At 74.6% G+C, this 18,720-nt stretch carries 14 protein-coding genes; 7 read left to right on the plus strand and 7 right to left on the minus strand.

Annotated elements, in window-relative coordinates; all coding sequences use genetic code 11:
* Positions 1 to 98: 98 nt before the first annotated feature.
* Entirely contained in the window at positions 99 to 3,086 is a 2,988-nt protein-coding gene (locus PSD17_RS06140) for an arabinosyltransferase domain-containing protein (protein WP_339122089.1), read from the minus strand.
* 229 nt (positions 3,087 to 3,315) lie between these two features.
* On the opposite strand from PSD17_RS06140, the gene PSD17_RS06145 reads away from it, so the two are divergent.
* From PSD17_RS06145 to PSD17_RS06160, 4 genes are all read left to right on the plus strand, one after another.
* Positions 3,316 to 4,719, plus strand: coding sequence for an acyltransferase family protein (locus PSD17_RS06145; RefSeq protein ID WP_339122091.1), 1,404 nt, complete (start codon positions 3,316 to 3,318; stop codon positions 4,717 to 4,719).
* Between the two features lie 51 nt (positions 4,720 to 4,770).
* On the plus strand, positions 4,771 to 5,430 hold the full coding sequence (locus PSD17_RS06150; RefSeq protein ID WP_339122092.1) for a class I SAM-dependent methyltransferase: 660 nt from the start codon (positions 4,771 to 4,773) through the stop codon (positions 5,428 to 5,430).
* A 10-nt stretch (positions 5,431 to 5,440) separates the two neighbouring features.
* A complete protein-coding gene (locus tag PSD17_RS06155) occupies positions 5,441 to 6,094 on the plus strand; it encodes a nitroreductase family protein (RefSeq protein WP_103381996.1) in 654 nt (217 codons plus the stop codon).
* Between the two features lie 119 nt (positions 6,095 to 6,213).
* Positions 6,214 to 8,220, plus strand: a complete 2,007-nt coding sequence (locus tag PSD17_RS06160) for a hypothetical protein (RefSeq protein WP_339122094.1) — start codon at positions 6,214 to 6,216, stop codon at positions 8,218 to 8,220.
* A gap of 39 nt (positions 8,221 to 8,259) precedes the next feature.
* On the opposite strand, the gene PSD17_RS06165 is transcribed toward PSD17_RS06160, so the two are convergent.
* The gene (locus tag PSD17_RS06165; RefSeq protein ID WP_013672410.1) at positions 8,260 to 9,015 is read right to left on the minus strand and encodes a decaprenylphospho-beta-D-erythro-pentofuranosid-2-ulose 2-reductase; all 756 of its coding nucleotides are present in this window, start codon (positions 9,013 to 9,015) and stop codon (positions 8,260 to 8,262) included.
* Positions 9,016 to 9,018: 3 nt separating this feature from the next.
* Positions 9,019 to 10,392, minus strand: coding sequence for an FAD-binding oxidoreductase (locus PSD17_RS06170; protein WP_013672411.1), 1,374 nt, complete (start codon positions 10,390 to 10,392; stop codon positions 9,019 to 9,021).
* A gap of 174 nt (positions 10,393 to 10,566) precedes the next feature.
* On the opposite strand from PSD17_RS06170, the gene PSD17_RS06175 reads away from it, so the two are divergent.
* Together PSD17_RS06175 and PSD17_RS06180 are read left to right on the plus strand one after the other, a co-directional pair.
* A complete protein-coding gene (locus tag PSD17_RS06175) occupies positions 10,567 to 12,327 on the plus strand; it encodes a hypothetical protein (RefSeq protein ID WP_339122095.1) in 1,761 nt (586 codons plus the stop codon).
* A gap of 32 nt (positions 12,328 to 12,359) precedes the next feature.
* The gene (locus tag PSD17_RS06180) at positions 12,360 to 12,971 is read left to right on the plus strand and encodes a DUF1707 SHOCT-like domain-containing protein (RefSeq protein ID WP_013672413.1); all 612 of its coding nucleotides are present in this window, start codon (positions 12,360 to 12,362) and stop codon (positions 12,969 to 12,971) included.
* A gap of 27 nt (positions 12,972 to 12,998) precedes the next feature.
* Here PSD17_RS06180 and PSD17_RS06185 read toward each other — a convergent pair whose 3' ends face one another.
* From PSD17_RS06185 to PSD17_RS06200, 4 genes are read right to left on the minus strand one after another with little or no spacing between them, the layout of a single operon-like run.
* A complete protein-coding gene (locus PSD17_RS06185; protein WP_103381993.1) occupies positions 12,999 to 13,748 on the minus strand; it encodes an ABC transporter permease in 750 nt (249 codons plus the stop codon).
* Positions 13,745 to 14,668, minus strand: coding sequence for an ABC transporter ATP-binding protein (locus tag PSD17_RS06190; RefSeq protein ID WP_339122096.1), 924 nt, complete (start codon positions 14,666 to 14,668; stop codon positions 13,745 to 13,747). The genes PSD17_RS06185 and PSD17_RS06190 overlap by 4 nt, the downstream gene beginning before the upstream one ends.
* Positions 14,665 to 15,015, minus strand: coding sequence for a transcriptional regulator (locus PSD17_RS06195; RefSeq protein WP_049803582.1), 351 nt, complete (start codon positions 15,013 to 15,015; stop codon positions 14,665 to 14,667). The genes PSD17_RS06190 and PSD17_RS06195 overlap by 4 nt, the downstream gene beginning before the upstream one ends.
* A 5-nt stretch (positions 15,016 to 15,020) precedes the next feature.
* A complete protein-coding gene (locus tag PSD17_RS06200) occupies positions 15,021 to 15,668 on the minus strand; it encodes a hypothetical protein (protein WP_013672417.1) in 648 nt (215 codons plus the stop codon).
* Positions 15,669 to 15,856: 188 nt separating this feature from the next.
* On the opposite strand from PSD17_RS06200, the gene PSD17_RS06205 reads away from it, so the two are divergent.
* Complete coding sequence (locus PSD17_RS06205; RefSeq protein WP_339122098.1) at positions 15,857 to 18,565, plus strand: LuxR C-terminal-related transcriptional regulator; 2,709 nt, start codon at positions 15,857 to 15,859, stop codon at positions 18,563 to 18,565.
* Positions 18,566 to 18,720 lie beyond the last annotated feature (155 nt).

Here is an 18,720-nt window from a genome sequence, read left to right on the forward strand (position 1 = left end):
CGTCGCCCCGCAGGTCGGGCCGGGATGCCTCCCCACGGCCCAGGATGCCATCACCCCCGGTCACGGCGCGTCACCGACGGTGCGGCCGGTGCGCCGTGTCAGCCGATCAGCCGGATCCGCCCGTCCGAGTGCAGACCGGACACGGCACGTTGCGAGACGACCGGTGTGACGGTCGTCATCGGCTGCCGCGGCTGCCAGTGGTAGAGCTGCCCGGGGTCGCGGGTCGGGTTCCCGACGACGTACATCGCCATCCGCTGTTCGGTGACGAGCAGCCGCGGTGTCGCGAACGGCCCACCGTGCACGGGCGAGTAGGTGACGGCGCCCGAGTCGTCCGCCGCGGGCGGGCCGACGCGCCACTGCGGCAGACCCGCGGACCCGTCGGCGATCCGGGCGGGCGTCAGGCAGCCGTACGCGAACGCGACGGGCCAGTCCAGGATCGCCGACGTCCCCGCGGGGAGCACGGCCGACATCGGCGTGAGCCGCGGGACCCGGGGGATCGACGCGACGGCCGTCGACACCGCGCCGTCGGCGATCGGGGCATGGACGGAGAGTCTGACGACGCTCGCCCCCGGGGGTGCCATGAGCCGGGCGTCGGTGGGCGTCGTCCCACCGGCGAGCGGGACGGGCAGCGTGGCGAGCGAGGGGCCGTCGGGCGCCGCGGCGAACTCCGCGAGCAGGGAGTCGCCGGGCCGCAGCGATCCCGTCGTCGTGACGACGACCGGCAGGCCGCCGTCCCGCTGGGCCGGGTCGAGCTGCAGCCACGCCGAGCTGCCGACGCCCGCCACGGCGATCCCGGGCAGCTCACGGCCGCCGACGTCCGCGGCGACGGTCGGCAGGGTCGGCCGGAAGGGACCGACCGCGGGCAGCACGCCCGCCGCCGGGTCGGTCTCGACGAGCAGATCGCGCTCCAAGCCGCACGACTGCCCGCGGACCGTCGCCGCCGCGTCGGACGCGACGGTCCAGCCGGCGCGCAGTGCCGTGCGCCCGAAACCGAGCACTTGGACCGCCAGCACGATCCCGACCAGCACGAGCGCGGCCGTCGCCGGGGCGGGAACCCAGCGTGGGGGCGCGGCCGGCACGGTCGCGCGGTCGCCCGTCGCACGCCACACCGCCCACCCGGCGACGACCACGACGACGAGCACGCCGACGCCCGTCCACAGCACGACGGGCGTCCGGCCGAGGATCCGCAGCCCGTCCCAGCGCGAGACGTACCAGCCCGACACGAAGGGCCACGTGTCCGTGCCGGACAGCACGAGTGCGCCGACGACCGTCAGCACCGCCGTCCCGGCGAGCACCGCGGTCAGGGTCCTGCCGCGGGTACGGACGCGCAGCGCCGCGCCGGTCCAGCCCACGAGTGCGACGACGAGCACCGCCGCCCCGACGCCGGCGAGCACCCCGAACTGCTGGGTCCACTTGGTCGGGGTGGTCGTCAGCGCGAGGACGCTCAGCACGAAGCCGGCGAGCAGCCGACGGGTGGGCCCGGCGGCGATCCCGGAGCGTCCCCGGCCGAGGGTCGTCCAGACGACGCCCGCGGCCGCGGCGAGCGTCAGCAGCACCGGTAGCCGCTTGGCGAGCGAGCCCTGGAAGTCGCCCGGCGTCAGCAGCAGCTGGTAGCGCTGGAACTCCTCGTACCACGGCACGCCGCCGCCGATCTGGCGCCGGATCCGGACCGACTCGAGCATCGCGGCCAGGCTCTGGTCGTAGACCGTCAGCAGCGCGGGCGCGACCGCCGCGGCGAGCAGCCCCACGGCCAGCGGGAACCGGTGCAGGTCGCGCCGGGTGCGCAGCAGCCGCACGAGCGGGACGGCCGCGGCGAGCACGGGGGTGTAGGCGATGACCCCGCCGGGGGTGACGGTCGTGGTCAGCCCGGCGGCGACGAGCGCGACGGCCAGCGGGAGCACCGCTCGGCGGGCAACGGCCCGTTCCACCGCGACGAGTGCGACGAGTGTGCCGACGGCCACCCAGGGTTCCGGCCGCAGTCCCAGCTCGAACGGCAGCCACCACGCGGCGAACGCGGCGGCGGCGATCCACGGCGTCGACCGGCGGGCCGCGAACCGACCCAGCCGGGGCAGCACCGCGCGCGACAGCAGCAGCCACGCCACGAGGCCGAGCAGCGTCGAGGGCAGCCGCAGCCACAGCATCGACGTCGAGACGGACGCCCACTCGCGCAGGAGCTCGTCGTACCAGCTGAACGGGGCCTCCGGCGCATTGAGCCAGCGGTAGGCGTTGCCGATGAAGCCGTCGGGACTGCGGACCATCCCGGCGATGTAGCCGTCGTCGACGGTGACCGGGCCGATCCACCACCACAGCGCGAGCAACAGCGCGACGACGGCGTCCACCGCGCGCGGGCGTCGAGGCCGGGCGAACAGCCGCACGCGTGGCAGGACCAGCTGGTCGCAGCGCCGGAGCGCGACGAGCGTGCCGACCAGCCCGAGCACCGCGATCGTGCCCAGCGCCGCCTTGAGCGGGCCGATGGAGGTCTCGAAGCGGGTGTCGGCGACGAGGTCGAGCGTCGGTGCCCCCGGTCCCGGAGGCACATCGGTGAACGCGCCGACGACGGCGGGCCGCACGTCGCCGTCGACGGTCAGGACCGGGGTGCCGTCGCGCAGGACCTGGGTACGGGCCGGGCCGGAGCCGACCGAGAAGGTGCAGGGGCCGCTGCCGACCGGCGTGGTGCCCAGGTCGACGCCCGCGCTGCGGACGAGCAGGCCCGGGCCGGGGGCGGCGACGAGGTCGAGACCCTGCATCGGGACGGCCTGCGGGTCCGGGTCGGCCGGGACGGTGGAGAACAGGGTCGTGCCGGGCGCGGCGGCCCGGACGGCGTCGCAGCCGATGGTCGCGGTGAGCGAGATCGGCTGGTAGGGCATCAGCGGGATCGCGGCGGCCGGTCCGGTGTCGGCGTCCCACGTGTACCGGGCCTGGATCTGGGTGACCGGCGCGAATGGGAAGGCCAGCACCGCGAGGATCGTCACCAGGCCGAGGACGAACGCCCAGTCGGCCGGCCCCGGGGCACGCCGGGGCCGGGCGGAGGCGGGTTCCGGAGGCGTCGGGTCGACGGCCTCGCGAGCGTCGGCCGGTGACACCACCCGGGCAGGCTAGCGCCGGGGCCGGCCGGGCCGGGTCGGCAACCGGACGTGACACGCCGAGTGACGCTGAGTAATCGTACGTTGCACTCGGTCACGCCCTTTCTCAGTTGATCGTGGGATACATCCGGATGCCACTGGGCGCTCACCGACAGTGAGTAGTCGGCTGCTCCATTCAGGCGCTGTCGAGGGACGCCCGTTACGGGCATCGGTCACCCTCGTTCAGGTTCGTGTGACGACCACTGCCGCGGACAGCGGCACGCGCCCTCTCGCGGGGCACCTGCGGGCACTCACCGGACTGCGCGTCGTCGCCGCCGTCTGGGTCGTCGTCTTCCACTTCCACTTCACGGCGCTGCCGGGGATGGCCGACGTCGTGAAGGTCGCCGGGCCGGTCGTGACGACGGGCGCACTCGGCGTCGACCTGTTCTTCGTGCTCAGCGGGTTCGTGATCGCCTACACCTACCTCGACGCGCTCGGCCCGGCAGTGCACGTGAGGGCCGCGGCGCGGTTCGTGTGGGCGCGGGCGGCGCGGCTGTGGCCCGCCTACGTCGTCGTGTTCAACCTGTTCGGCGTCTGGGTGCTCGCGCGGTACCTGTTCGGCCACGACGGGGTGGTCGCCTTCCAGTCGGTGCAGCCGGTCGTCAGCGTCGGGGAGTGGGTCCGCCAGCTGTTCATGGTCCAGCTGTGGGACCACAGCTTCTTCGACGGCGCGTCGTGGGTCGGGTCGACGTGGTCGATCAGTGCTGAGTGGCTCGCCTACCTGCTGTTCCCGCTCGCCGCACCGATGGTCCACCGCATCCGCCGGCTGCCCGTCCCGGTTCTCGCCGTGGTCGCGCTCGCGCTCATGGCTCCGATGGCCTGGGCCTACCTCGCGCTCGGCAGCCCGTACTACCCGTGGAGCTGGGTCACCCGGATCCTGTGCGGGTTCGGTGCCGGGGTGCTGGTCTGCGTGATCGTGCGCCGCATCCGGGTCACCCCGCGCGCCCGCCGGGTCGCCTCGCACGTCGCGAACGGAGGCGTCGTGGCGATCGTGGCCGGGCTGTGGGTGGGTGAGCGGGTCGCGCCGGGGCGCGGCGGGGTCGTCATCGTGTTGTTCCCCGTGCTGATCGGTGCGCTCGCGCTGGCCGACGGCGGCGTGGCGCGGCTGCTGTCCTCGCGGGCGTTCGTCGCGGGGGGCCGGGCGTCCTACAGCCTCTACCTCGTCCACATCCCGATCTTCGAGGTCTACTGGCTGGCCATGGCGTACGTGTCCGCGCTGTGGCAGCCCACCGTCGCCGCGCACCTCGTCGGGCTGGCGGTTCTGGTCCTGACGGGACCGACGGCCTGGGCGCTGCACCGGTGGGTCGAGGAGCCGGGCAGCCGGTGGATGCGGGCGCTGCCGGCGCGACTCGCCATCCGGCACAACCGGGCCGGACGCGCGACACTGCACACGTCGCCGGGTGGCGGTCCGTCGCGCGACCGCAGGCCGCCGCTCGGCACACACCCCGTGGCCGCGGGGCCGACCGTGTCCTACGGGCCGCCCCGTCAGCGCAGGCCCCGGCACGCGGCGGCGCTGGGAGTGCCGTCCGCGCTCGTCACCACGGGGGCTCCGGTCGCCGGTGGGAGACACGCCCGCAGGCCCGCGACGGGCGTCTGACCACAGGGGCCCGCTCGCACCCGCCGGCTCGCCGATGGTGTGCTGACCACGATGAGCGACGACCAGCCCCCTCCCGGTGCGCCGACCTCGACGGCCCGCGCCGAGCGCGTGACCGAGTGGCACGTGCGGGTCGCCCGGCACCACCTCGGCCCCGGCCCCTATCTCGACCACCTCTGTACCGACGGCAGGCGGCTGCGCCTGCTCTCGCGGGAGGGCCCGGCAAGCGGGTACGTCGCCGACGCCACCGTTGTGCAGCGGGTCCGCGAGGAGGCACCGGGCTGCCCCGTCGTCGGCGACCCCGACGACCTCCCCGACGCCGGCTTCCACGCGGTCGTCGCCGTCGAGGGCCTCGACGCACTCGACGACGCGGGAGTCCTCGCCGCGATCGACCTGTGGAAGCGGGTGCTGCGGCCCGGTGGTCGCGTCCTCGTGCAGGCGCCCGACGCCGGGGGACGCGGGCCGGTGCTGCGTGGCGTCGAGCGGGCGCCCGGCGACCGGGACCGCGGGCGTTGGGCGGAGCTGCTGGAGAGCGGCGGCCTGACGATCCTGCGCCAGGGCAGCGACGGCCTGTCGCGTCCGCCCTACGGCCGGGTGCCGGCCTGGCTGGACGTGCGGCTGCTGTCCACCTCGTCCCAGTTGTCGGCGGGCCGGCTGGTGCTCGGGCCCGGGTCGGGCGAGGCCGCGGTGTTCGTCGCGGAGGTTCCCGGGTGATGATCGGGGCATGACCGAACTGCTGCCCCTCGACCCCGACCAGCTGCTGACGACGACCCGGTCCGTCCGCAAGCGTCTCGACCTCGAACGTCCGGTGCCGCTGGAGATCGTCCGGGAGTGCCTCGAGATCGCCATGCAGGCGCCGACCGGCAGCAACCGGCAGGGCTGGCACTGGATCGTCGTGACCGACCCCGATCTGCGCAGGTCCGTCGCCGACCTCTACGCGCGCTCCTATCGCGCCTACCGCGACAGCCCCACGTACGCGGGCTCGGGCGACCCGTCGCAGAGCGCCGAGCGCCAGGCCACCCAGGCCCGGGTCAGCACCAGCGCCGACTTCCTCGCCGACCACATGGCCGAGGTCCCGGTGCTGGTCATCGGCGCCATCCACGCCGGAGCCGAGCTCCCCGCGGGCAACCAGGCCGGTCTGTGGGGATCGCTGCTCCCCGCGGCGTGGAGCCTGCAGCTCGCCCTGCGCGCCCGCGGCCTCGGCAGCGCCTGGACGACGCTGCACCTCAGCTACGAGAAGGAGGTCGCCGAGATCCTGGGCATCCCGCCGAACGTCCGGCAGGGCGTCCTGCTGCCCGTCGCCTGGACGAAGGGCACCGACTTCAAGCCCGCCCACCGCGAACCGCTCGACACCGTCCTCCACGTCGACGGCTGGTGAGTCGGACGGGCCCTCCGACACGCGACCGTTCGGACGCTCGCGGACCCGACCTCGGCAATAGCATGGGGGTGGGCCCCGATCCGGGGCCGTTCCCGCGTTGATCGGATGGAGTGCCCGTCGTGGCGACGGTGACCGGGGCGGGCGCGACCGTCGGGCCGGGGACGGCGGCACCGGACGGTGCCGCGGTCCGGCGCAGGCGGTGGGTCCGCGCCGTGCTCGTCGGGCTCGCCGCAGGCGGTGTCGTCCTCGGCGCGCGTGCGACGGGGCTGCTGATCGGCGGCCCGGGCCTGCTGCTGACGGTCGTGCTGGTGCTGCTGATCCCGACCTCGCGTGAGTTCTCGCGCCGGGTGCTGCTCGTCGGCTGCGTCCTCGTCGGCTGGCTGCCGGTGCTGTGGTGGGCGCCGATGCCGTTCGCCGGCCTGGGCCGGATGACCGTCGCCCTCGCCGCGACGGCCGCGCTGCTCGCCGCGTGGGTCGCCGCCGCCCCGCAGCCGGCGCGGCGGCTGCGGGCGCTGGTCCCGCGCTTCCGCGTGGTCGACGCCTACCCGGTGCTGGTCGTCGGGGCCGGTGCGGTCCTCCTCGCGCCGTGGCTGACCGTCAAGACGCCGGTCCAGTCGCTCGGCATGCTCATGCTGAGCTGGGACAACTCGGCCCACTTCGGCATGTTCCACATGATCCGCACGACGGGCGTGACCGCCGACGTCCTCCCGCCCCCCGCGACGGGCGGGCCGTGGCAGTTCGCGAGCTATCCGCAGGGCTTCCACACGCTGGTCGCGGCGCTCGTCGAGGTCTTCGACGGTCCGCAGGTCGCGTCCGTCGGCGGTGAGCTGCTCAGCTACACGCGCGGGGCGGCGCTGCTCGTCGTCGCCGCGACGGCGATGCTCGTCGCCGGGCTGGTCGCGCTGCCGTCGCTGCGGCGGCGACCGTTGCTCGCGCTGCCGCTCGCGACGCTCGTCGCCGCCGTGTTCCTCCTCGGGCCCGCGTCCTCGGCCTTCTACGACGGTTTCGGCAACTACGTGCTGGCCTGCGCGCTGGTCGTGGCGATCGCGCTGGTCGTCGTGCCTGCCGCGCGGGTGCTCTCGCCGCTGCACCTGCTGGCACTGGCGGGGGCGGTCGTCGGTGTCGCGCAGGGCTGGGCGCTCCTCGGTGTGCTCGCCGCGCCCGCGGCCCTCACGGCCCTGCTCCCGTTGCGGCGGGGCCGGTGGCGGACGCGGCCGGTCCGGTTGCTCGCGTGCGCCGTCGTGCTCGTGGCGGCGGGCGCGTGCCTGGCCCGCACGGTCGTCGTGCTCGCGACGGTCGGCGTGCCGAACCCGCTCGTCCTCACCGGCGGGCTCAGCCAGCCGAACCTGGGACTGGCGATCGGTGCGGCGGCAGCGGCGATCGTCGTGCCGATCGGGATGCGCTGGTGGACGAGGCGTCCCGAGCGACCGCGGCTCGTCGCGCTCGTGGCGGTGCCCGTCGCGGGGGTGCTCTGCAGCGTCGTCCTCGTGGTCATGCAGGTGGCGGCCACGGGCTCGGTCAGCTACTACGGCTACAAGTTCATGACGGCGGTGGAGATCGTCGCGCTGTGCCTGCTCGCGGTGCTGGGCGCGCACCTCGGCCGCCGGGTCACCCGCCGCCGCTGGCTCGTCGCGCCCGCGGCGCTGCTGTCGCTGGTCGTGGCGGCCGCGGCGACGCAGGCGTTCGGCTGGACGTTCGCGCAGATCCCGCCCGGACCGACGGCGGGCCTCGAGACGGCGGCACCCGCCGGGCTCGTCAGCCGCGAGATGGAGTACCGGCTCATCGACTCCCCGCCGACGACGGCCGACCTCGCCGAGCGGGTCGGCGGCGGCGCGCCCGACCTGCCCGGAATCGTCGTCTACCTCGACGTCACCGACGGCTACCCGGTCGACCCGATGATGGCCGCGCAGTGGTACTTCGCGCTGACCGGCACCTGGACGGCCGAGGGCAACGCGCTCGCGTCCGAGATCACCCTGCACGGCCGGGCGATGCAGGACTGGGCGACGGTGGCCACGAGGATCCTGCGGGCCCGCACGGACGTGTGGATCGCGGTGCGGCCGCAGGAGGCCCCGGCGCTGCGGGCGCTGCTGCCGACGAGGCTGGCGGCCCGCGTGACCACCCTGTGAGCGCGATGGTCGCCACGACGACCATCGGCGCCCACGACCTCAGAGCGGCAGGCGGCGGAAGATCGGCCGCGGCACGTGCCGCAGGATGCTCATGACGAACCGCAGCGGCGCGGGCGCCCACACCAGCTCCTTGCGGGTGCGCACCGCGTCGGCGACGATCGCCGCGACGGCCTCGGGCGTCGTCGAGAGCGGGGCGGCCTGCAGGCCCTCGGTCATCTTCGTGTGCACGAACCCCGGCCGGACGACGGTGACGACCACGCCGTGCGGGCGCAGCGCCTCGGTGAGACCGGAGTAGAACGCGTCGAGACCCGCCTTCGTGGAGCCGTAGACGAAGTTCGAGCGACGCGCCCGCTCGCCCGCGACCGACGACAGGGCGACCAGCGCGCCGTGGCCCTGCTCCTTGAGCCTGTCCGCGACCAGCACCCCGACCGAGACCGCCGCCGTGTAGTTGACCTGCGCGAGCTCGACGGCGTGCGCGGCGTCGGTCCAGGCCTGCTCGTTGTCGCCCAGCAGCCCGAACGCGACGACGGCGACGTCGACGTCACCACCGGCGAACGCCTTCTGCACGACGTCGGCGTGCGAGCCGAGGTCGGTGGCGTCGAACTCGACGGTCTCGACGGCGCAGCCGCGGCCCTCGAGCCGGGCGCGGGCCTCGTCGAGACGGGGGGAGGGGCGCGCGGCGAGCACCACCCGCATCGGCCGGTCGGAGGCGAACGCCTCGACGACGGCGAGGCCGATCTCGGAGGTGCCGCCGAGCAGCAGGATGCTCTGCGGGTTGCCCACGGCGTCGATCATCGGTTACACGAGCTCCAGTCGTCGTGACATGTCGGACGCGAAGACGCCCTCGGGGTCGACGGCGGCGCGGACCTTGCGCCACTCGTCCAGTCGCGGGTAGCCCCGGCGGATCGCCTCCGCGGAGGTGCGCGACTCCTTGGCCAGGTAGTGCCGCCCGCCCGCGTCGAGCACGATGGTGTCGAGCTCGTCGCACAGCTCGCCGAGCCCGCGGCCGATCGGGATGTCGACGCACAACGTCCAGCCCGGCCTCGGGAACGACAGCGGTGCCCGGTTGCCCTCGCCGAACCGCTTGAGGACGTTCAACGCCGAGACCTTGCCCGCCGCGGTGATCCGCTCCAGCACCGTCCTGATCACGTCGCCGCGGTCCGGCGGGACGACGAACTGGTACTGCAGGAACCCGTTGGGCCCGTAGCCACGGTTCCACTCGCCGATGATGTCGAGCGGGTGCAGGAACTGCGTGATGTTCTGGACGGCGCCGTGCTTCGTCGGCGACTTCCGGTACCAGAGCTCGCTGAAGATCTTCCCGGTCAGCTTGTTGAGCATCCCGGGCGGGAACACGTCGGGCACGGTGAGCAGCTGCGGCGCGTCGAACTTCAGCGGCTGGGCGCGCAGCTTCTCCGGCAGGTCGTCGAGGCGCGCGTGGTTGGCGCGGGTGAGGATGCCGCGGCCGAAGTGCGGCCCCGTCGTCACCGCGTCGAACCAGGACACCGACTCCGCGTACTTCTCGTCGTCGCGGGTCTGGCGGTCCATGAGGTCGTCGAGGTTGTCGATCTGGTCGGTGTCGACGAGGAAGTACGCCGTCTCGACGTGGTGCAGCCGCAGCCGCGCCCGCACGACGATGCCGGTGAGACCCATGCCGCCGACGGTCGCCCAGAACAGCTCGGAGCCCTCGCCGTCGGGTGTCAGCTCGCGGACCGCGCCGTCGGCGGTGACCAGCACCATCGACTCGACGTGGTTGCCGAAGCTGCCCACGACGTGGTGTGCCTTGCCGTGGATGTCCGCGCCGATCGCGCCGCCGATCGTCACCTGCCGGGTGCCGGGCAGCACGGGGAGCCACAGCCCGAACGGCAGCGCCGCGCGCATCAGGGTGTCGAGGCTGACGCCGGCGTCGACGTCGACCAGGCCGGACTCCGCGTCGATCGAGTGGATGCGCGACAGGCCAGTCATCTCGACGACGCGCCCGCCGCCGTTCTGTGCCGGGTCGCCGTAGGAGCGCCCGAGGCCGCGGGCGATGACGCCGCGCGGGCCGGCGCCGCGGATCGCGGTGGCGACCTCCTCGGGATCGCGCGGCGTCACGACCTCGGCGACCGAGGGCGCCGTGCGACCCCATCCGTGCAGGCGGCGGGGCTCCCCGACGGGAGCGGGCAGGCTCGACATCGCGGCCAGGCTACGCGGGTCGCCGGTCCGACCGGCGTGGGCCTGCTCGGTGCGAGCCCCTCCCCCGCAGGAACGGCACTTTCCCGCAGCCCAGTTGCGGGAAAGTGCCGTTCCTGCACCCTGGGGAGCCCGGGACTGCCGGGGCCACCCGCGCCGTGTGTCAGGGTGGTCGGCGTGCTCGACGTGTCGACGGCCGCCGCGCCGGTCGCGGACCGTCCGCGGCAGGTCGCCAGGGTGCGCCTGCCGCCGCTGCTGCTGGTCGGGCTGGCCTACCTCGCGGTCTCGCTCGGTCTGCAGCACCGCGTCCTCGGCGCCTTCACGACGTCGACGATCGGCGACGTCACCGGCGACCCCGACCTCTTCGCGTGGTGGCTCACCTGGACCCCGTGGGCGGTCCTGCACGGCCAGAACCCGCTGGTCACCAACTGGATGCACTACCCGCTCGGCGTCAACGGCATGTGGAACACGACGGTCCCGCTGCTCGGCGTGCTCCTCGCGCCGGTCACGCTCACGGCGGGGCCGGTCGCGTCGTACAACGCCGGCATGATCCTCGGCCCCGTCGTGTCCGGGGTGGCGCTCGCCTGGGCCCTGGGCCCGTGGGTGCGCCGGTGGCCCGCGCGGGCGGTGGCCGGGGCCATGTACGCGTTCGGGCCGTTCCTGGTGGCGCACGCGTCGGCCGGGCACCTGAACCTGGTGTGGTCGGTGTTCCCGCCGGTCCTGCTCCGCCTCGTGCACGTGTTGTTCGTCCGCGGCCCGCGTCGTCCCTACCGCACGGGCGCCCTGGTCGGGCTGGTGCTCGCCGCGCAGACCCTGCTCTACACGCAGACGCTCGCGCTCGGGGTGCTGATGCTCGTCGTCACGGCGGTCGTGCTGGCGATCCGGTTCCCGGCGCGGGTGCGGCCGGCACTCCCCGGGCTGGTCCGGGCGGGCGCGGCGTGCGTCGGCGTGTACGCGGTGGTGTGCGCGTACCCGCTGTGGCTGATCCTCGCCGGCCCGCAACGGCCGCGCTCGACGATCCGCGATCGGCTCTACGGCGTCACCGACCTCGCCAACGTCGTCGTGCCGACGCCGCTCACCGCCCTGCGCCTGGTCCCCCACGGTATCGCGAACACCATGCGCGCCAACGTCGGCGAGCAGGGCGGCTACCTCGGGCCGGCGATGATCGTGCTGGTGGCGGTCCTGGTCGTCGTCGTGCGGTCGACGCCGTTGCGGATCGCGGCGACCGTCGGGCTCGTGTCGCTGGTGCTCTCGTTGGGGCCGTCGCTGGTGGTCGCCGACCACGAGACGGGCTTCCTGCTGCCGTGGACGGTGCTGTCGCCGGTGCCGCTGCTCGGCGAGGCGGAACCGGTCCGGCTGCAGGCGGTCACGCTCATGTGCGTCGCGATGGTCGTCGGCATCTGGCTCGACCGGCTCACCTCGATCCGCCGTCTCGCCGGGGTCGGTGCCGCGTCCCTGGCGACGGCGTTCGCCCTGCTCACCCTGCTGCCCGCGGGGGCGTACGCGGCCCGCGAGGCGGCGACCCCGACGTTCTTCGCCCATGCGGCGCAGCACCTGCGGCCGGGCGACGTCGTCGAGACCGTGCCGGCGGTGACCAGCGTGTGGGACGGCGGGGCCCGGCCGATGCGCTGGCAGGCGCAGGCCGACATGGGCTACAAGATCGTCGGGGGCTACTTCATCGGCTCCGACGCGGCGAACGACGTGCTCATCGAGGCACCCGTCACGCCCTACCAGCGCGGGGTCGACGACATCGCGGCGCACCGGCCGGTCTCGGTCCCGGCGAGCGCCGCGGCCGAGTCGTTGCGCGCGGCGGGCGTGACCGTCGTGGTCGTCGTCCCGGAGCCCGACCGCGACACCCCGGCGGTGCTGGCATGGACGGCCGCCGCGACGGGCGTCACCGGGACCCCTGTCGACGACGCCTGGGTGTTCCGCCTCTGACGTGCGGCGCAGTCGCGACTAGGCTTGCTGTGGTGAGCCTGCAGCCGTCGTCGCCCGGTGAGCCGCCGGGGATTCGCATCTCCGACGCCGACCGCGAGCGTGCTGCCCAGCGGCTGCACACCGCGCTCACCGAGGGCCGCATCACCGTCGCCGAGCTGGAGGAGCGGCTGGCGGTCGTCTACGCGGCCCGCTACGGCTCCGAGCTCGTCCCGCCGCTGGCCGACCTCCCGGGCGACCCGCTCGACGTCACCGTCCCCGCCCCACCGCCCTCGACGCCCGCGGGCCCGCCCGTCGTCCTGCGGACGGGGATGGGGTCGTTGCGGCGCAGCGGATCCTGGCAGGTCCCGGCGCGGCTGCGGGTGCAGAGCGGGATGGGCTCGGTCGTTCTCGACTTCTGCGAGGCCGAGATCCGGCACCCCGTCGTCGAGATCGAGTTCGAGCTGGGTGCCGGATCGGCCCGGGTCCTGCTGCCGGACAACGCGACCGCCGACGTCGACGGCCTCGTCTCCGGGATGGGGAGCGTCAAGTCGAAGGTGCCCGCGACGCCGCGGCCCGGCGCGACCCACTTCCGGATCTACGGCCGCACGACGATGGGGTCGGTGACCGTCCGACGCCGGTACCGCCTCGCGGGGCACTGGTTCTGACCGGGTTCCCGTGAGTGGGCTGGGGGATCAGCGGAAGCGCCTGCCCTCGTCGCGACGGTAGGCCCAGCCCGCCAGCGCGGCCGTGACGACGACCCAACCGGCGAACGCGACGACGGTCAGCACGCTCGGCGCTATGCCCTGCACCGCCCAGACGACGATGTCGCGGGCCCCGCGCGAGGGCAGCAGCTGCGAGACCGTCTGCAGCCAGGCCGGGAACAGCTGCGGCGGCAGGAACAGCCCGCCGCCGAACGCCAGCGGGAAGAAGATCAGCTGCGTGACGGGCAGCGCCGCCTTCACCGGCAGCGAGTAGCCGACGGTCAGCCCGCCCAGCAGGAACGGCAGGCCCGCGACCAGCATCGCGACCAGCCCGGCGAGAAAGCGCAGGGGGGTCGTCGTCGCCGAGGTCAGGGCCGCGCCGACGACCGTCACCGGCACGATCGCGATGAGCGCGAACACGAAGCCGGTGAGCAGCCTGCCGGCGATCCGCGGCGTCGCGGCCGCGGGCAGCGTCCGGACGTAGGGGTCCCAGGCGTGCTCGCGGTCGTCGGCGACCCCGACGCCGAAGGTGAACAGGAAGCTCGACAGCACGCCGAACACCGCGAGCTGCACGACCGCCGACGTGGCGGCCACGCTGTCGTCGCCGTAGCCGAACGGGACGACGAAGAACAGCAGCGAGAGCGCCGGGAAGATCGCCGCCGAGCCCACGGCGATCGGCACCCGGAGGTTCTCCAGGAGCAGGTAGCGGAAGTGCGTCCGGGTCAGTGCGAGGGTCGTCATGCCGCCGCCTCCGTGAGCGTCAGGAACGCCTCTTCCAGGGATGCCGTGCGGACCTGCAGGTCGCGGAACGCTGCCCCGCTGCGCACGAGGTCGCGCACGAGCAGATCGGCGTCGGCGGTGTGCAGGCGGTGCCGGTCGCCGTCGACGTCGTCGCGGACGACGCCCGGCAGCGGCGGCAGCGCGTCCGACCGCAGCTCGACGAGCGAGAGCCCGACGAGTCGCCGCACCGACGCCGTGTCGCCCTCGGCGAGCACCTGGCCCGCCCCGATGACGACGACCCGCTGCGCGAGCTCCTCGATCTCGTCGAGGTAGTGGCTGGTCAGCAGCACGGTGCCGCCGCCGTCGTGGTAGGCGCGCACGCCGTCCCACAGCGCGCGGCGGGCCTCGGCGTCGAGCCCCGTGGTCGGCTCGTCGAGCACGACGAGCGCCGGGTCGCCCGCGAACGCCAGTGCCACCGCGAGCCGGCGCTTCTGCCCGCCCGACAACCCGCCGCACTGGCGTCGCTCCAGCCCCGTGAGCCCGAACCGCTCCAGCACCTCACCGGCGGGCAGCGGCTGCGGGTAGTGCCGCGAGACGAAGGACAGCACCTCGCCCACCCGCAATGTGGCCGGCAGCCCGGTCTCCTGCGGGGTGACGCCGAGGCGCTGCCGGCGGCCGGGGTCGGTCGGGTCGCCGCCGAAGAGCTCGACGTGGCCGGAGTCGGGCCTGCGCAGCCCGGTGAGCAGGCTCAGCAGCGTCGACTTGCCCGCGCCGTTGGGACCGAGCAGGCCGGTGATCGTGCCCCGCACGACGTCGAGGTCGACGCCGTTCAACGCCACCGTCGAACCGAAGCGGCGGATGACGCCGCGGGCCGTGGCGACGGGGCGGACCAACTGCTCGCCCACGTCGGAGGGGGTCCGCTGCGCGGTGTCGGTGGTCATGGCGCCGTGCTCCTGTCCGGGTCGTCGGCCTCGCGCGGCGCGACGGCGGCCGCGGTGGCGGGGTCGAGCAGCGCGCGCAGCGCCGCGGTGTAGTCCTCGAAGGCGCGCCTGCCCCGGTGCGTGAGCTCCACGTACGTCACGGGCGTGCGCCGCTGATGGGCCTTGGTGATCTCGACGTAGCCCGCGTCCTCGAGCTTGCGCAGGTGCGTCGAGAGGTTGCCCGCGGTCATGTCGAGCAGCTCCTGCAACCGGGGGAACGTGATCTTGTCGCCGGCGCACAGGGAGGCGAGGCTCGCCGTCACCCGCAGCCGTGCCTGCGCGTGGATCACCGGGTCGAGCTCGGGCATCGCGGTCACCGGGCACTCCGGCGGGCCAGCGCCCGGACCCCGGCGAACAGCAGCGCCCCGCCGCCGCCGAGCCCGATGACCAGCGGGCTCGCCGGCAGCCCGACGAGCATCGACACCACCGCGACGACCATGATCCAGATGCCGAGCACGTAGTCGACCCGGCTCGTCCAGATCGCGCCCGACAGCATGTAGAGCGCACCGGCCAGGAACACGTAAAGCGCGGGGCCGACGACGGCCATCGTGTCGCCGGGGACGCCCGTCGAGCCGAGGGCGCCGACGAGCACGCCGAGCAGCACCATCGAGATCGGCCAGCTCAGGCCGTACCAGAGGCCCTGCCGGGTCGACGGTCCGCTGATCCCGCGCCCGGTCCGGATGCCGATGACCGCGCTCAGGACGGAAGCGGCCACGACCGCCACGCCCGTTCCCCAGCCGGAGGCGGCGGGGCTCACGACGTCGATCCCGGCCAGGAACCACACGAGGCCGATCACCACCCAGACGACGCCCCAGATCGTGTAGAAGACGCCGATGCTGGGTGTGAGCCGCGACGCCGCGTGCGACTGCGCCTGCTGGATGATCGCCAGCGCGTCGGCGGCGGAGGGGGTCACGTCCCCGTCCGTGCCCTGCTCGCGCCCGGTCGTGCCGCGCTCTGCCATGGCGCGTTCCCCCAAACCAGTTTGAACCAGTGGCAACTTTGTAGCGCAAACTCCACTGCCATGGCAAGTGAGTTCCTCGGTACGGGTCTGATGCGATGGCCGACGACGCCGTCGCCCGCCGCACCGGATCGCCCGACGCCGCCGGCACGCCGGGTCGTCGACACCGTCCGGCCGGGTTGAGACCATGCGTGCGAGGCGGTCCCGGCGTCGCGACGGAGGTGCTCGTGGTGCAGCCGCTGCTCGCGACCAAGCTCCACGTCCCCAAGCGACGCCGCGCCCTGGTGCCGCGGCCGCGGCTCAGTGAGCGGCTGAGCCGCGCCGACGGCGCCGCGTTGACGCTGGTCTCGGCGCCTGCCGGGTTCGGCAAGACGACCGTCCTGACCGAGTGGCTCGACTCCGGCAGCGCCGGGGCGGGCGCGGTCGCATGGCTCTCGCTCGACGAGGGGGACAACGACCCGGCCGTGTTCTGGACATACGTCCTCGCGGCGCTGCGGACCGTGTCGGACGCCATCGGGGCCGACGTCGGGTCGTCCGTCGACGCCGTGCCGACGCGGCTGGTCAACGAGCTCGCGGCGCTCCCCGGCGAGCTCGTCCTGGTGCTCGACGACTACCACGTCGTCGACTCGTCCGAGGTCCGTGACGGCGTGCAGCTCCTGGTCGAGCACCTGCCCGCACAGGTCAGGCTCGTCATCGCGACGCGGACCGACCCCGTCCTCCCGCTGGCGCGGATGCGCGGGCGCGGGGAGCTCGTCGAGCTGCGCGCCGCGGACCTCCGGTTCACCGACGAGGAGGCGGCGACCTACCTCGGCGAGGTCATGGGCCTCGACCTCACCGGCGACGACGTCGCGGCACTCGAGGCCAGGACGGAGGGCTGGATCGCCGCCCTGCAGCTCGCGGCGTTGTCGATGCAGGACCGCGACGACGTCGCCGGCTTCATCGCGAACTTCGCCGGGGACGACCGCTACATCGTCGACTACCTCGTCGAGGAGGTCCTGCAGCGCCAGCCGGAGCCCGTCCGCTCGTTCCTGTTGCAGACGTCGGTGCTGGGCAGGTTGACCGGCCCGCTGTGCGACGCCGTCACCGGCCGCGACGACGGCGCCGCCGTGCTCGACGCGCTCGACCGCGGCAACCTCTTCGTCGTCCCGCTCGACACCCGTCGTCGCTGGTACCGGTACCACCACCTGTTCGCCGACGTCCTGCAGGTCCATCTGCTCGACGAGCAGCCCGGCGCCGTCGCCGACCTGCACCCGCGGGCCTGCGCCTGGCACGAGCGCGAGGGCGACCTGGCCGAGGCGGTCGCGCACGCCCTCGCCGCGGGGGACCACGACCGCGCCGCCGACCTGATCGAACCGGCCCTGCCCGCCCTGCAGCAGCACCGGCAGGAGGCGACGATGCGGCGCTGGCTCGAGGCGCTGCCCGACGAGGTCGTCCGCGCCCGGCCGGTGCTCTCCGTCGGGTACGTGGCCGCGCTCATGGTCAGCGGGGACGCCGCAGAGGTCGACGAGCGGCTGCGCGACGTGGAGCGCCTGCTCACCGCGGACGACGCCCCGGCTCCGGGGACGGTCGTCGTCGACGAGGAGGCCTTCCGCAGGCTGCCCGCCGCGATCGCCGTCTACCGCACCGGGCGCTTGCTGCTGTCCGGCGACGTGCCGGGCGCGATCGCCCACGCCCGGACCGCTCTCGACCTCCTGCGTCCCGAGGACCACCAGGGGCGCGGCGCGGTCGCCGGCCTGCTCGGCCTGGCCCACTGGACCACCGGCGATCTCGACGCGGGACTGCGCTGGTGGACCGAGGCGGCCGCCGCGCTGGAGAGCGCGGGATTCAGGTCCGACGTGACGGGTGCAGCTCTCGCAACGGCCGACATCCGCTCGGCGCAGGGCCGCCCGGGCCAGGCGATGGCCGCGTACGACCGGGCCCTGCGGATCGTCGATCCGGGAACCGGGACACCGCTGCGGGGAGCGGCGGACCTGCACGTCGGCATGGCCGGCGTGCTGCTGGAACGCGGCGACGCCGCGGCCGCGCGGCGGCATCTCGCGGCCGCGGACGAGCTGGGGGAGGCCGGCGGGCTGCCGCAGTTCCCGTACCGCCGGTGCGTCGAGCTGGCCCGGGTGCACGAGGCCGACGGCGACGTCGACGGAGCGCTCGCCCTGCTCGCGGAGGCCGAGCGCCGCTACGTCGCCGACTACTTCCCCGAGGTGCGGCCGGTCGCCGCGCTCCGCGCCCGGCTGCTCGCCCGGCAGGGCCGGTGGGGCGAGGCCCTCGGCTGGGCGCGCGAGCGCGGGCTGTCGCCCGCCGACGAGCTCGACTACCTCCACGAGTTCGCGCACCTGTGCCTGGCCCGCGCACTGGCCGCCCGGCACGCCGCCACCGGCGAGCAGCAGGCCCTTCTCGACGCCGTGTCGCTGCTCGACCGGCTGACGGCCGCGGCGGAGGCGGGCGGGCGGACCGGCAGCCTGATCGAGCTGCTGGTCGTGCGGGCCGTCGCCGAGCAGTCGCGCGGCGACAGCGGGGCCGCGGCCGCCGCCTTGCGCCGCGCCGTCGACCTCGGCGAGCCGGCGGGCTACGTGCAGGTGTTCCTCGACGAGCGCCGGTCGCTCGCCGCCCTGCTGGCGACGGTCGCGACCCCGGGCGGCGTGCTCGCCGCCCAGGTCCGGCGGCCCACGGCCGACGTCCCGGGCGGCCCGGTCGACGCGCTCAGCGCCCGCGAGCTGGACGTCTTGAGGCTGCTGGACACCGACCTGGACGGCCCGGACATCGCGCGCCGGCTGTTCGTGTCCGTCAACACCGTCCGGACCCACACGAAGAACATCTACGCCAAGCTCGGCGTGAACAACCGCCGCGCGGCGGTCCGCCGCGGCGACGAGCTCGGCCTGCTGGGGCGCGCGGGCGAGCGCTGACGGCCGCGGCGCCGCGCGTCTTTCCCGGCATCGCGCGGATCCTGCGGACAGCGCGCGCCCAGCAGTCGGCCCGGCGACCGCACAACCCGCGCGCCGAACTCACCAACCGGCTCACAACGTGTGGTGAGCCGGACTCACCATTCCGGCTCCTACGG

The organism is Pseudonocardia sp. D17 (assembly GCF_036984265.1).
In the GTDB taxonomy this organism is placed as follows: Bacteria; Actinomycetota; Actinomycetes; order Mycobacteriales; family Pseudonocardiaceae; genus Pseudonocardia; species Pseudonocardia benzenivorans.

Excerpts from the sequence above, each read along its gene's own strand:
- PSD17_RS06150 (WP_339122092.1), top strand. The coding sequence starts at position 4,771 with ATGAGCGACGACCAGCCCCCTCCCGGTGCGCCGACCTCGACGGCCCGC.
- PSD17_RS06155 (WP_103381996.1), top strand. The coding sequence starts at position 5,441 with ATGACCGAACTGCTGCCCCTCGACCCCGACCAGCTGCTGACGACGACC.
- PSD17_RS06165 (WP_013672410.1), bottom strand. The coding sequence starts at position 9,015 with ATGATCGACGCCGTGGGCAACCCGCAGAGCATCCTGCTGCTCGGCGGC.
- PSD17_RS06170 (WP_013672411.1), bottom strand. The coding sequence starts at position 10,392 with ATGTCGAGCCTGCCCGCTCCCGTCGGGGAGCCCCGCCGCCTGCACGGA.
- PSD17_RS06185 (WP_103381993.1), bottom strand. The coding sequence starts at position 13,748 with ATGACGACCCTCGCACTGACCCGGACGCACTTCCGCTACCTGCTCCTG.
- PSD17_RS06190 (WP_339122096.1), bottom strand. The coding sequence starts at position 14,668 with ATGACCACCGACACCGCGCAGCGGACCCCCTCCGACGTGGGCGAGCAG.
- PSD17_RS06195 (WP_049803582.1), bottom strand. The coding sequence starts at position 15,015 with ATGCCCGAGCTCGACCCGGTGATCCACGCGCAGGCACGGCTGCGGGTG.
- PSD17_RS06200 (WP_013672417.1), bottom strand. The coding sequence starts at position 15,668 with ATGGCAGAGCGCGGCACGACCGGGCGCGAGCAGGGCACGGACGGGGAC.